This window comes from Yersinia sp. LJYL362, from assembly GCF_048323875.1.
In genome coordinates, this window is record NZ_JBLWEX010000176.1 from 1 (window position 1) to 13,484 (window position 13,484).

Sequence of the window (13,484 nt, forward strand, 5' to 3'; positions counted from 1 at the left end):
TTTATACAGAATCCTCCAGTCATGTTGCGACTCATGCCTGGGCTGAAGTCTGGCTGAATGGCTATTGGCAGAGTTTTGATGTCACCAATAATACCTGCCAACCGAATCAGCATTTGAAGCTGGCGGTAGGCATCGATTATCTGGATGCCTGCCCGGTGCGCGGTATCCGCCGAGGCGGTGGCTATGAAGATATGCAAACCATAGCTGCCGTGCATATGCTATCAAACCCACGACTGGACATGTCGCAATAAATGTTTTTAATTGCTAAAAACCTACCCAGTAGGCGTTATTGTTGTAGTCAGTTTGAACACGGACAGCGCGGAAGAACCGGAGCGTACACGCAGTACGTGAGGATTCTGAGCACAGCCTTGGTTCAAAATGGCAAATAAAATAGCCTAATGAGTTAGGCTTTAAGGATGGTTATGACCTACTGTGTGGCCATGCGGCTGTCGTCCGGATTAGTGTTTGCTTCTGATTCCCGCACCAACGCCGGGGTGGATCATATTTCCACTTTCCGTAAATTGCATCTGTTTCAGCAAGATGGCGAACGAACGCTGGTGGTGCAAAGTGCGGGCAATCTTGCCACCACGCAGAGCATTGTCAGTTTACTGCAACGCCGATGTTTAGACCCCGAACAGACTAACTTAATCAATGTGCCGTCGATGTATGAGGCGGCCACGTTGTTGGGCGAAACGGTGCGGGAGGTGATTAACCGGGACAGCGGCGCACAGCAAAACAGTGGCGGGACAGATTTTAGCTGTAACCTACTGTTAGGCGGCCAAATTAAAGGTGAGGGGCTGCGGTTGTTTCATATTTATCCGCAAGGGAATTTTATTGAAGCCACGCAAGATACACCCTATTTTCAGATTGGTGAAAGTAAGTATGGTAAACCCATTATCGACCGCGTGTTGAGCTACAACACCGCGCTGGATCAGGCAATGCAGTGTGCGTTGATTTCAATGGATTCAACCTTGCGCAGTAATCTGTCGGTGGGATTGCCACTGGACGTGATGATCTACCCGCTGGACAGTTTCAGCACCGCCCAGCAGTACCGGATCACGGAAGATCACCCGTATTTTATGATGATCCGTAAAGGGTGGGGAGAAGGATTAGTGAGTATTTTTTCTCAGCTTCCAGAGTTGAAATTGGGGGGATAATAGAGAGGATCTTGCTTCGGTTGATATGAGATTTGTTCTCAATGCTGGCATTGCCACCTCAACCGAAACCAGCTCCAAACTGATCTAATCAATCCCTAATCCAATAAATCCCCTCATAGGCCCGCAATTCCATCTCTTGCGGTTGGAAGGCGCTTTCGCCGTAGCTGCTCATCAATAACTGCCAGTTGCCATCAAGCTTTATATCCTTTGGCTGCCATTGCTGCGGCTCACCACTTAGGTTCGCCACCACCAGCAGCTGCTTACCTTGCCAACTGCGTAAATAACACCATAAATCTGGGTGCTGCGGGCAAAGATCCTGATAATCACCAAACGTAAATACATCATGTTGCTTGCGCAGGGCTATCAGATATTGATAGGCATAAAATACCGAATCAGCATCAGCCAGCGCGGCATCAACGTTAATCTCACCATAGTTACTGCAAGGTTCAATCCACGGGGTCCCTTGGCTGAAACCGGCATTATGGCTGCGATCCCATTGCATCGGAGTACGGCCATTATCACGGGATTTAGTCGCCAAAATTGCCAATAACTCATCAGAATCACGGCCTTTGGCCCTTAATTCAGCAAACATATTCAGGCTTTCAACATCACGATATTGATCAATAGATCTGAAGTTTGGATTGGTCATCCCAATCTCTTCGCCCTGATAAATGTAAGGCGTACCCTGCATACCATGCAGCACCATCGCCAACATTTTGGCGGCAGGTAAGCGCAGCGCACCTTCATCACCAAAACGCGACACAATGCGCGGCTGGTCATGGTTACACCAGAACAGCGCATTCCAGGCACGATTATGCATGCCCTGTTGCCACTGGTTAAAAATCTTCTTAAGTTCGACGCGGTCCGGTGGCATCAGCGACCATTTCTCACCATTGAGATAATCCACTTTCAAATGATGGAAATTAAAAGTCATAGACAGTTCATCACCGCCCAATGCTGCATAGCGTTGGCAATGCTCAAGGCGGGTGGAGGACATTTCACCCACCGTCATCAGGCCGCGCGGCTGAAACACATCGCGGCTCATTTCTTGCAAAAATTCGTGGATACGTGGGCCATCGGTATAGAAACGGCGGCCATCACCGTCAAAATCATCGGGGAAATCTTGCTGCTTGGATACCAGATTGATCACATCCAGACGCAAACCATCCACACCAATATCCGCCCAGAACTCACATACTTTTTTCAGTTCATCGCGTACCGGTTGGTGTTCCCAGTTGAGATCAGCCTGCTCTGTGGCAAATAAATGCAGATAATACTGGCCACTGGCCGCATGCCATTGCCAGGTATTGCCACCAAATTTAGAACGCCAGTTATTGGGTAAATTGTCACCCTGCCCATCACGCCAAATATAGAACTGGCGGTAAGGGCTGTTGCGGTCTGTTGATGCTTTAAACCAGTCATGTTCAGTGGATGTATGGTTGAACACCATATCCATCACAATACGAATACCACGCTGATGGGCTTGTTCCACCAGATGCTTAAAGTCATCCAAAGTGCCATAAGCCGGATCAATGGCGCAGTAATCCGCCACGTCATAACCATTATCCACTTGCGGCGAGACATAAACCGGTGTCAACCAAATGGCATCAACACCCAACTTTTGCAGATAATCCAATCGTTGCGTCACCCCCGCCAAGTCACCGTAACCATTACCGGTGCTGTCCTGAAAACTCTTCGGGTAAATCTGATAGATGACGCCGTTTTGCCACCAAGGGATAGGATTATTCATAGCAGACTCTTATTCATTGAGAAAATAACTCCGCCAGGGAATAACCACTGGCGGAGGTTTGCGATTCAGACCGGCAATTCACCGCGGCTATCTTTGCGTTTATAAACCAGTATGGTCAGTACCAGTGGCACGACAATTGCCACCAACATTGCCAGAGAATAAATCGCCCAGAACTGCGGTTTGATGGACAAAATACCCGGCAAACCACCGACACCAATCCCGTTAGCCATTACCCCGGTCAGCCCGCAAATCAGGCCTGCCAGTCCAGAGCCAACCATGGCGCACAACATTGGGAAGCGATATTTCAAGTTGATACCGTACATGGCGGGTTCCGTCACACCGAGATAGGCTGAGATGGCCGCCGGAACAGAAATTTCTCGTTCATTGATCTTACGGCTAATGATAATGATGCCCAGCACCGCAGAGGCTTGCGCGATATTGGACAAGGCAATCAGCGGCCAAACAGGTGTACCGCCCATGCTCTGAATCATCTGCATATCAATAGCCAATGTGGTTTGATGCACCCCGGTTATCACTAACGGCGCATACAAGAAACCAAACAGCGCCGCGCCAATCGGTGCAAAACTACCGGTCATCACCGCTTTCACGCCCCATGCCACACCATCACCCATCATGCGACCAAATGGCCCAATCAAGGTATGAGCAAGGAATACGGCCAGCAATAAAGACACCACTGGCACGATAACTAAGTAGAGATAAGCGGGAATGATTTTTTTCAGATTGGTTTCAATCCAGCCCAGTGCTAAACCGGCCAGAATCGAAGGAATAACTTGCGCCTGATAACCCACTTTTTGAATCGTGAACCAACCGAAGTTCCATACCTCAGGGATTTGTTGCCCCAGCAGATAGGAGTTCATTAACTGCGGAGAAACCAGCGTAATGCCCAATACAATCCCCAATACTGGTGTGCCGCCCATTTTCTTCACCGTCGACCAACAGATAGCGACTGGCAGGTAGAAGAAGATGGCTTCGCCCAGTAACCAAAGAAAGTCGTAAATGGTTTTCCACGCCGGATACATCTGCGCCAGCGTTTTGCCATCGGACATCGGGATGTCACCAATCACATTACGGAAACCGAGGATCAACCCCCCGCTAATCAATGCAGGCAACAGCGGGAAGAAGATCTCGGCAAAGTGAGAAATTCCGCGCTCAAACCAAGTCATATTCTGGCGTGCAGCCAGTTTGGTTTGTTCTTTATCTGTTTCATTCTGGCCAATTGTGGCAATCAGCGCCTGGTAGTAATCATCAACTTCTGGCCCGATAACCACTTGAAATTGCCCGGCATTGGTAAAGCAACCTTTGACCATCGACAGCTTTTCGATCTCTTTGGGAAAGGCTTTTGCTGGATCATTTAATACAAAACGTAACCGGGTAATGCAGTGGCTGACGGTGGCAATATTTTCTCTGCCTCCCACCAGTACGATCAATTGATCGATGTCTTGTTGTTTCACTTTGCTCATTTCAACATACCTTTCGTAAAGGTGGGATCGGTTCCAAATTGCTTATTTAAGGTTAGCCAGGTATTTATTTTTATGGAATGGGAACGTTCCCAACTTGGGTTAGAGATCACAATTTGACAATTTTTGTGTGATTTTTAGTCGAAATTCAATAAATACCAAAACGCCCCACTACCCAAAATGAGATTGCGGGGAGCATCGCTATCAAGAAAAAAGCATTAAGCCAATTGGCCGGGGATGATAATTTGTTGAATGGGTTGGTTATTATTAAGTTGATCAAGCAGTTGCTGCGCTGCTTTCACACCGGCACTGCCATAACCCAACTCGACGGACAAGCTATTGGGGAATAAGAAGTGCAACAGTGGTGTGTTGCCGATGCCGCATACCTGAATGTTTTGCTGCCCTTGCTGCTGTAAGTACTTACTAACCCCCATAGCAATGGTATCAGAGGCGCAAACTAACGCAGAGGTATCAGGTTTTATCACTTGCGGCGCGAGCTGAAAGCCGCTCTGATAGCTCAGTTCACCCAGCGCAACGGTGGCAGTCAGGCCATGTTGCTGGCAGTAATTGAGATAAGATTGGTGGCGACGTAGACCGGTCGTGGCATCCGAGGGCTGTACACCAATATAACTAATATGACGATGCCCGGCCTGACGCAGTTTATCCATCAAGAGGCGCACCGCCCCTTCATCGTCATAGCAAACGGAAGAAAAACCGGCATATTCCCGCGCCAACACCACCATTTTTGCCTGCCATGGCGAGAGTATTTCGGCGGTTAACCCAGTGAAACCAAACAAAATAACCCCATCCACATGGCGCTGTTGTAAAACATGCAAATGCTCGCGGACCAACTCAGGATCAAACTGGCTCTCCATCAAAATGGGGTCGTAACCTTGCTGGTAGAACAACGGCAACAGGGTGCGCACCGCCTGATTCTCAGACGGAGAATCCAGACGCGAGACAATAATCCCCACCACTTTATCGCTCTGACCCCGCATCGCGCGGGCAGATTTTGATGGGGTAAACCCTTGCTGACGAATAACCGCCTCAACTCGCTCGCGCGTCTGTGGGCTGACACTGCCTTCATTGTTCAATACCCGCGAAACCGTGGATTTTCCAACTCCACTCATGCGGGCAATGTCCTTAATGGTCAAACGGTTTTGCATGGTTTACCTAATGTTTAGGTTTGAATACATATAATAAACAGATTATTTGTAGCTGCCGTATTATTTATATTTAGCAGAACATTGGGAAGCATACCATGCATAGAATCAGATTCAGCGCATGATATCCCTATGACTGGTAACATATTATTACCCTAACGGATGAAACTTCCATCAGGGTAATTTTTGCCGTGGCCATAATCATGGCGCAGTTTATTGTTTGTATAACAGTTTGAGCGCGATGGTGTGCCGCTCAGTCAAAACGATTCTTCACTCACCGGAGGTTAATTACCCAGTGGACCCAGCTCCCTCAGTCTGCACCTTTTGGGTGTACCGATAAGGTAATCCTCCGTCTGACGTGGTTGCCTTATTGGATATAACAATCTGATAAGCAGTCACTGCGCACTTCTTCTGTGTGAATTTCTGCTGATGATATTTTTGCCCTTTCTACGGCAAGTTTGCCGTGGGCGCGACCTGAAGACAGTTCAGGGCATGATAGTAAGGTTAGCACCATGCAAGTTAAAAATTTCACCCGGCAATTGCTCAATGTATTGAGCCGTAACCTGCCCCGCCGCCTGATCCGTCGGGAAACCATGCTAGAGGGGCTTTCTGCGGGAAGTGCGGCTAAGGATATCCCGGCAGACCTGACGCTACAGCGTTTGCAGTGCGCCAATGAAACACCCCAGCAACTTTACCAGCGCTTTCAAAGCCACCCTGAAGGGCTAACGGAACAGGAAGCTGAGGCGATTCGTCTAAACAGTGGCAGTAACCTGATTGAAAATCAGCAAGCTACCCCTTGGTGGGTTCACCTATGGCACTGTTACCGCAATCCCTTTAACTTGCTATTGACCATTCTGGCCCTGATTTCTTACGCCACGGAAGACCTCACTGCTGCGCTGGTGATTGGTGCCATGGTACTGATTTCCACTCTGATGCATTTTATTCAGGAAGCGCGCTCTAACCGCGCAGCTGATGCGCTAAAAGCCATGGTCAGCAACACCGCCACGGTGCTGCGCAGTGATGCTCATAGCGGAAAAAGTGAACACCGCGAACTGCCGATTTCCCAATTGGTGCCTGGCGATATTATCAAATTGTCTGCCGGCGACATGATCCCGGCGGATCTCCGTATTCTGGTAGCAAAAGATCTGTTTATCAGCCAAGCCGCCCTGACCGGCGAATCACTGCCGGTGGAGAAAGTGGCACAATGCCGGGAGTGTGACGAACAAAACCCATTAGAGCGAGATACCCTGTGCTTTATGGGCACCAATGTGGTGAGTGGCTCTGCGCTGGCCATGGTTATCGGTACCGGTAACCAAACCTATTTTGGCCTGTTGGCTGAGCGCGTAACCCACCAGGATGAACAGCCCAATGCTTTCCAAAGTGGTATCAGCAAAGTCAGCTGGTTGTTGATTCGCTTTATGTTGGTCATGACACCCATTGTGTTGTTGATCAATGGTTTTACCAAAGGTGACTGGTGGGAAGCGGCGCTATTTGCCCTCTCAGTTGCCGTGGGTTTGACCCCAGAAATGCTGCCGATGATCGTCACATCCACATTGGCAAAAGGCGCGGTAAAGCTGTCAAAACAGAAAGTTATCGTCAAACGGCTGGATGCTATTCAGAACTTTGGCGCGATGGATGTTTTGTGCACCGACAAGACCGGCACTCTGACCCAAGATAAGATTGTGTTAGAAAGTCATACCGACGTATTTGGAGCCAATTGTGAGCGGGTGCTGCGCTATGCCTGGCTCAACAGTTACTACCAAACCGGCTTGAAAAACCTGCTGGACGTGGCGGTGCTTTCATCCATGACCGATTCATCCCTGTCTGCTGAAATACTGGCGGGTTACCGTAAAATCGATGAAATCCCCTTTGATTTTGAGCGCCGCCGGATGTCCGTGGTGGTCAGCGACAAATCGGATTATCACGAGCTAATCTGCAAAGGTGCATTGGAAGAGATGCTGTCTATTTGCCGTCATGTCCGTCAGGGTGATGACGTCATCCCAATGACCGATGCGCTGCTGGCACGCATCCGCCGCGTTACTGATGAGCAGAACCAGCAAGGGCTGAGAGTGGTCGCGGTTGCCACACGGATTTTGCCCGCATATCAGCGCGATTACGCGGTTATTGACGAATATGACCTGATTCTTGAAGGCTATATCGCCTTCCTCGATCCGCCAAAAGAGAGCACCGCGCCCGCACTACTGGCATTGAAAAACAGTGGCGTCAGCGTCAAAATTCTTACCGGTGACAATGAGTTAGTGGCGCGTAAAGTCTGTAAAGATGTCGGGCTGTCGGTCGAAAAAGTTTTGCGTGGCTGTGATATTGAGCAGATGAGTGAGGCAGAACTGACGCAAGCTACTCGCACCACCACCGTATTTGCGAAGCTGACACCGATGCATAAAGAGCGCATCGTGCAAAATCTGCGAGAAGCAGGCCATGTGGTGGGGTTTATGGGCGATGGCATCAATGATGCTCCGGCCCTGCGCGCGGCGGATATCGGGATCTCTGTGGATTCGGCAGTCGATATTGCTAAGGAAGCGGCTGATATCATTTTGCTGGAAAAGAGCCTGATGGTGCTGGAACAGGGGGTGATTGAGGGCCGCCGCACCTTTGCCAACATGTTGAAATACATAAAAATGACCGCCAGTTCCAACTTCGGTAATGTTTTCAGTGTGCTAATTGCCAGTGCATTTTTACCTTTCTTGCCAATGTTGCCGCTGCATCTGCTGATTCAGAACCTGATGTATGATATTTCTCAGATTGCCATTCCTTTCGATAATGTCGACGAAGAACAACTGGCAAAACCGCAGCGCTGGAACGCCGGTGATCTTGGGCGCTTTATGGTGTTCTTTGGGCCGATAAGTTCAATCTTTGATGTTTTGACTTTCAGCCTAATGTGGTGGGTATTTAAGGCTAATACGCCAGAAATGCAGACCTTGTTCCAGTCTGGCTGGTTCGTTGAAGGGCTGCTGTCCCAGACCTTGATTGTGCATATGATTCGTACCCGTAAAATCCCGTTTATTCAGAGCCGCGCCTCATGGCCGCTGTGCTTAATGACACTGGCAGTTGTTGTCGTCGGTATCGGGCTGACTTTCTCACCACTGGCTGGATTCCTGCAATTACAGGCGCTGCCACTGTCATACTTCCCATGGCTGATTGTGATTTTGGCAGGTTACATGGTGACGACACAGCTCGTGAAAGGCTGGTTTGTCAGGAGATATGGGTGGCAGTGATTCGGATTTAATTATCGGTTCGGTTGATTTGGTCATCGATTCGGTTGATATGGGATCGGTGTTCACTTAACTACAGGTGCCTCAACCGCCAAAGGGGTTACAAGCGCGTAACCCCCTTGGAACCCCTGCGCTTACGCACGTATCACTTGCCTGCTTCGCAGGTGCCCTCGACTCATCATTTCGCTGACGGGACGGTGTGATTCGCATCCATGCTCAAGCACACCTCAACCCGCCGTCCATGGCGGGTTGCCCTTGCTACACTCTTCACTCGGCAGCTCAAATGTGCTTTTAACTTCAAGGCCAAAACCATGGTTTTTCTCCTTTGACGTTGAGCGCAATCAGGAATATTGCCGACAAGGAGTAAGGGTAGAGTGAGCGGGCATGGACGCCCGCGAAAAGCGCGCTTGAGCAGGAGCGAATCGCGCTGGCTCGTCAGCCCGAAAGACGCAGGCGGTTTACCCGTAGGGCAATATTTCGCGCAAGCGCGGGATTCCATAAGGGTGCGCGCCCGCACCCTTTGGCGGTTGGAGCCACGGCAGTTATGTGAACGGTGAAGTATTAACAACCGAACTCATCACCGTATAACACCACCGAGTCGCTCACTCACTTAATCGGATAAAAATAAAATATGAATTAAATTCGACTCAAACAATCAATCGCAATAGCCTTAAAACTATCAAAATGCTGGCTGCTCAATAAACGGCTCATCGAGCGCTCGCGCACAAAAGTCACGAACAAATCGTAAATGGCCATCGCTTCTTCATAATCGGTTTTGCTGATAGCTAACAGGAAAATGACATGAGCCACTTCGCCATCACCCCAAGCGATACCATCAGGAGCCAACAGAGTGACCACCACCGTTTTCTTGGCTAATAAGCCCAGTGAATGTGGCAATGCAATCCCCTCGCCCAGCATGGTGGAGACTATTGCTTCCCGCTCGACGACTGACGGGTAGAAATCCGCATCCACAAACCCTTCTTCTTCCAACTGACGACAAACTTTTTTGAACAACTGCTCCTGTGTCATCGGCTGGTCGATAATCATAAAGTGATTGCTATCAAAGAACTTTTCCAGCATGTAAGGCCGGGTGCGATCGACCAAAACCAGCTTACCGAGTTGCTCTAATTGATATTCTGTCGGAAACGGCGACATCACCACCACCGGCTTGTTCTTCTCCGCTAATCGTGAGTTAGAAATAATGAAATCTTCGTCGATATGGTCGAGATTTTCGTAATCACGCAGGGAAATGGTCTGAGTCATCACAATTTGTGGATACTTACGGGAGATCTGCGCCTGAATCATTCGGGTAGTGGAATTACCGGTATCGCATACCAGCATTACCTGCGGATGGCGCTGATAACCAATGTTGTAATGGCGCTCCAGGCCCACCCCGATGTGCAAAACCAGATAACCAATTTCATTTTCACTTAAGCTGTAAGGCGTATATTTCCCCCAACTGGAAACCGCCGCCAAGGTGACGTCATAGGCCATCGGATAGTGCTGTTTAATATTGGATAACAGTGGGTTAGGAATAGTGATTTTATACTTAACCCGAGTAATCATCGTTTTGATATGGGTGAGTAAATCAACCCGCAGCTGCTTATCACCCTGCAAATTGTAGTTATAGTGAGCATTGATATACGAAAGAATATAGTCCACCAGCGTCTCTTCGTCATCGGCATTGATTTCACTCGGGCGACTGGTATTCGGCTGGCTGGCCTGCACCCGGCGGGCAGCAATATTCACGCGCAAATAAGCTTCCTCTGCGGCTGAAATATCTTTACCTGACAGCAGCTTAAGCTCATTTGCTAAACCGCCCGAGGCCAACTTAACCGCCTCATCCACATCTTCGGCATCAAAATCAGATAAGGGATAACCGTCGGTGATACGTTTTATGGCCACCGCACAGTAGAAAATCAGGTATTGCTCGCCTTCATCGGTTAACCGTACGGCATATTGCGCGAGTAATTCATGCAGCAACCGCGTCAATTCTGGAATAGTTTGGATACTTAAAAACTCATTTTTTAATAATGGGTTATCAGCATCTTGTAGTTGTAACTGAAACAGTAAATCTGTCAGGCAAGTACGGATGGCCAACTCAGTGCCAAACAACTTCATGCCATAACGAGGCTTAGTTTCGATGGTCAAATGATAGCGGCTTAACCTTTCTCTCACCTCAGCCATATCATTTTGCAATGTGCCACGGCTGACAAACCATTCATCGGCTAAATCTTCCAGCTTCAATGAAAAGGCAGAGGTCAAAAAACGGATTAACAGATAATGCACCCGCTCATTGGCGGTACGTGGCGTCAGGTGCATCTTACGATTTTGCTGCTGTAGGCTACGAAAGCGGTCTGCATCGTCCACCATCAGCCGATAACCGAAGCCACGATTATGCACAAAGTGCGCGCCATAATGCTCCAGAATCTCATTCAACGCCGTAATATCAGCCCGTACAGTACGTGTTGAGACCGCAAAGCGTTTTGCCAACTCCTCCTGAGGTAGCGTTTCCGATTGCAGTGCATCGAACATATAGGCCAGACGTTGATAGGGGAATCTCACTGCTCCACTCCGTTATTCAGAATATTAGCTGCCCCCCTGACAGCATGGCCGCAGGGGGCGCGTACCTCATATCATTTTTTCTGTGCGGCCGGGACGAACACCATTTGCGATGGGCTGCCAACGGCGGTATAGCCTGGGACAAAGGTCAATTTGCCATTTTGCGGAGAGACTTTAAAGCGCGTTATGTTATCGCTACGTTGATTCATGGCGTATAAGTAGTGCCCCGTCGGGTCAAGCACCAGCGTGCGCGGGTAGTCACCCCGAGTCCAGACCTCATCCACGGGCTTAAATTCCCCGTCCGCCGTCACGGCAAACTGGCCGATACTGTTATGCAGGCGGTTGGCAACATACAGGAATTTACCGTCTTTCGAGAGCGTCAGCCCCGCTGCAAAACTGGTCCCACGGTAATCTGCCGGTAATGATGACTGCGTATGCAACTGTTTCAAAGTACCTTTTTCTGTATCCAACTGATAGCTGGTGAGGGTTGAGGCTTCTTCGTTGATTAAGAATAGTGTTTTGCCGTTAGGGTGGAAGACAAAATGACGCGGGCCAGCGCCGGCGGATGAAGCGCTAATAAACGGCGGCGAGTTTGGTATCAACTTGCCATTATCCGCATCAAATTGGTATTGATAAATCCTGTCCAAGCCCAAATCGGTGGAGAATACAAATTTGCCACTCGGTGAGCTGGCAATCATATGCGCATGTGGGCCATTGTGGTCGCTGATGGCGAAACTCCCTTCCACCGCGGCCGCCGGTTTCGCCGCACCCGCTGGGCCTTCATCTTGCTGGACCGAACTGGCCTCAGCAAGTTTGCCGCCACTTTGTATCGGGAAAACAGCCACCGAACCGCTGATATAGTTAGCGACCAATAAATGGCTACCCGATGGCGTTAATGAGAGATACACCGGCCCGCCGCCCTGAGAATCAACCTGATTAATCAATGTTAAATTACCATCAGCCGGGTTGATGCTATATGCCGCAATCGAGCCGTGCTTGCCGCCCTTGAAATCCGCAACCTCACTGGCGACGTATAAAGTTTTCCCCTGAGCATCCACCACCAGTTGTGCCGGATTCGCCAGTGAGCTAACCCGCGTTTTCTCACTTAACTCACCCGATTTAGTGTCAACCAAGAACCGGTAAACCCCTTCCCCATTCGGATTATAAGTACCGACATAAACAAAAGACTGATGGGTAGGCTGTTCGGCGTGCGCCAGTGGATTAAACAGCGCGACCATAGCCAGAGCGATACCTGCGGACAGGTCTTTCAAACCAGAATCCGTTGAACAGTTATTCATATTGGTCCTTACTCATAGGGAAGAGCTACCAGAAGATAGGTGTTGCACCAAGCCAAACCACCACACCTACCTCCGCCGATACTGAGTTCTTAACAGGTAAATCAGTGAGTTACTGCACTATCTTTTTCACGATATCCAATAAGGTTTTTACATCTTCCGGGCGGGTATTGCCGGTTTTGCTATCAATAATCGAGCTATAGATATGCGGGATAACTTTCGTCACGCCCGCATCCAGCGCGATTTGCACAATTTGTTCAAAATTATCCAGATCAATACCGCCGGTGGGCTCCAGCCAGAAACCGGTGGCAGCACAAGCCTCGGCCACAAAACGGTATTCATCAATAGAATCCAACCCATTCATCGGGAAGAATTTTACCGAGCTGCCGCCCATATCTTTTAACATCGCAATGGCGGTCGTTATCGGCACAATCGCGTCTTTTTGCTGTGAACTGAGCGGGCCGGTGGAAATTTTCACATAACCCACTTTGCCGGTCGGAGATATCAGGCCATTGACCACCGTATCGTGCTGGCCCAGCAAGGCGCGACTGGTACCAACACCGGTGAATACCTGATTCACATGTTGCGGCTGTACCTGTTGTGAAATCTGACTCACCATCGCCGACTGCTTAGGGTCACCCGCCCCTAGCCCCACCGACAGAGCATTGTCGATCAGGGCTGCGTACTCGCGCATGTCTTTGACGGCACTGTCGACATCTGGGTAATTCTTCGATAACACGCCCACCAGCACATGCCCTTCAGCAGCCTGATAAATCGCGCGCGCATTGTCTTTAGAACCGGCCAGCACATTCAAGCACACGCGGTCACGGTAATAATTGGGGGTCAGTT

Annotated in this window: 8 protein-coding genes and 1 pseudogene; 3 read left to right on the forward strand and 6 right to left on the reverse strand. The window is 49.5% G+C overall.

What is annotated here, in order from left to right:
- Both ACNSO8_RS08535 and ACNSO8_RS08540 read left to right on the forward strand, forming a co-directional pair.
- Window positions 1-251, forward strand: a pseudogene (locus ACNSO8_RS08535) (transglutaminase family protein); the annotation flags it as partial.
- A 171-nt stretch (window positions 252-422) separates the two neighbouring features.
- On the forward strand, window positions 423-1,157 hold the full coding sequence (locus tag ACNSO8_RS08540) for a peptidase (RefSeq protein ID WP_418394382.1): 735 nt from the start codon (window positions 423-425) through the stop codon (window positions 1,155-1,157).
- Between the two features lie 88 nt (window positions 1,158-1,245).
- On the opposite strand, the gene treC is transcribed toward ACNSO8_RS08540, so the two are convergent.
- From treC to treR, 3 genes are all read right to left on the reverse strand, one after another.
- Window positions 1,246-2,907, reverse strand: coding sequence for an alpha,alpha-phosphotrehalase (gene treC, locus ACNSO8_RS08545; protein WP_418394383.1), 1,662 nt, complete (start codon window positions 2,905-2,907; stop codon window positions 1,246-1,248).
- Between the two features lie 65 nt (window positions 2,908-2,972).
- Complete coding sequence (gene treB / locus ACNSO8_RS08550; RefSeq protein ID WP_418394384.1) at window positions 2,973-4,388, reverse strand: PTS trehalose transporter subunit IIBC; 1,416 nt, start codon at window positions 4,386-4,388, stop codon at window positions 2,973-2,975.
- Window positions 4,389-4,603: 215 nt separating this feature from the next.
- Window positions 4,604-5,551, reverse strand: coding sequence for a trehalose operon repressor TreR (treR, locus tag ACNSO8_RS08555; protein WP_418394385.1), 948 nt, complete (start codon window positions 5,549-5,551; stop codon window positions 4,604-4,606).
- Window positions 5,552-6,060: 509 nt separating this feature from the next.
- On the opposite strand from treR, the gene mgtA reads away from it, so the two are divergent.
- Window positions 6,061-8,781: a magnesium-translocating P-type ATPase gene (mgtA, locus tag ACNSO8_RS08560; RefSeq protein ID WP_418394386.1), complete on the forward strand. Its 2,721-nt coding sequence runs from the start codon at window positions 6,061-6,063 to the stop codon at window positions 8,779-8,781.
- A gap of 633 nt (window positions 8,782-9,414) precedes the next feature.
- Here mgtA and ACNSO8_RS08565 read toward each other — a convergent pair.
- The 3 genes from ACNSO8_RS08565 to dagF form a co-directional block, all read right to left on the reverse strand.
- On the reverse strand, window positions 9,415-11,343 hold the full coding sequence (locus tag ACNSO8_RS08565; RefSeq protein WP_418394387.1) for a BglG family transcription antiterminator: 1,929 nt from the start codon (window positions 11,341-11,343) through the stop codon (window positions 9,415-9,417).
- Between the two features lie 71 nt (window positions 11,344-11,414).
- Window positions 11,415-12,638: a lactonase family protein gene (locus tag ACNSO8_RS08570; protein ID WP_418394388.1), complete on the reverse strand. Its 1,224-nt coding sequence runs from the start codon at window positions 12,636-12,638 to the stop codon at window positions 11,415-11,417.
- 109 nt (window positions 12,639-12,747) lie between these two features.
- On the reverse strand, window positions 12,748-13,482 hold the full coding sequence (gene dagF, locus ACNSO8_RS08575) for a 2-dehydro-3-deoxy-phosphogluconate aldolase (RefSeq protein ID WP_418394389.1): 735 nt from the start codon (window positions 13,480-13,482) through the stop codon (window positions 12,748-12,750).
- Window positions 13,483-13,484: the final 2 nt, after the last annotated feature.

Excerpts from the sequence above, each read along its gene's own strand:
- mgtA (WP_418394386.1), top strand. The coding sequence starts at position 6,061 with ATGCAAGTTAAAAATTTCACCCGGCAATTGCTCAATGTATTGAGCCGT.
- treC (WP_418394383.1), bottom strand. The coding sequence starts at position 2,907 with ATGAATAATCCTATCCCTTGGTGGCAAAACGGCGTCATCTATCAGATT.
- treR (WP_418394385.1), bottom strand. The coding sequence starts at position 5,551 with ATGCAAAACCGTTTGACCATTAAGGACATTGCCCGCATGAGTGGAGTT.
- ACNSO8_RS08540 (WP_418394382.1), top strand. The coding sequence starts at position 423 with ATGACCTACTGTGTGGCCATGCGGCTGTCGTCCGGATTAGTGTTTGCT.
- treB (WP_418394384.1), bottom strand. The coding sequence starts at position 4,388 with ATGAGCAAAGTGAAACAACAAGACATCGATCAATTGATCGTACTGGTG.
- ACNSO8_RS08570 (WP_418394388.1), bottom strand. The coding sequence starts at position 12,638 with ATGAATAACTGTTCAACGGATTCTGGTTTGAAAGACCTGTCCGCAGGT.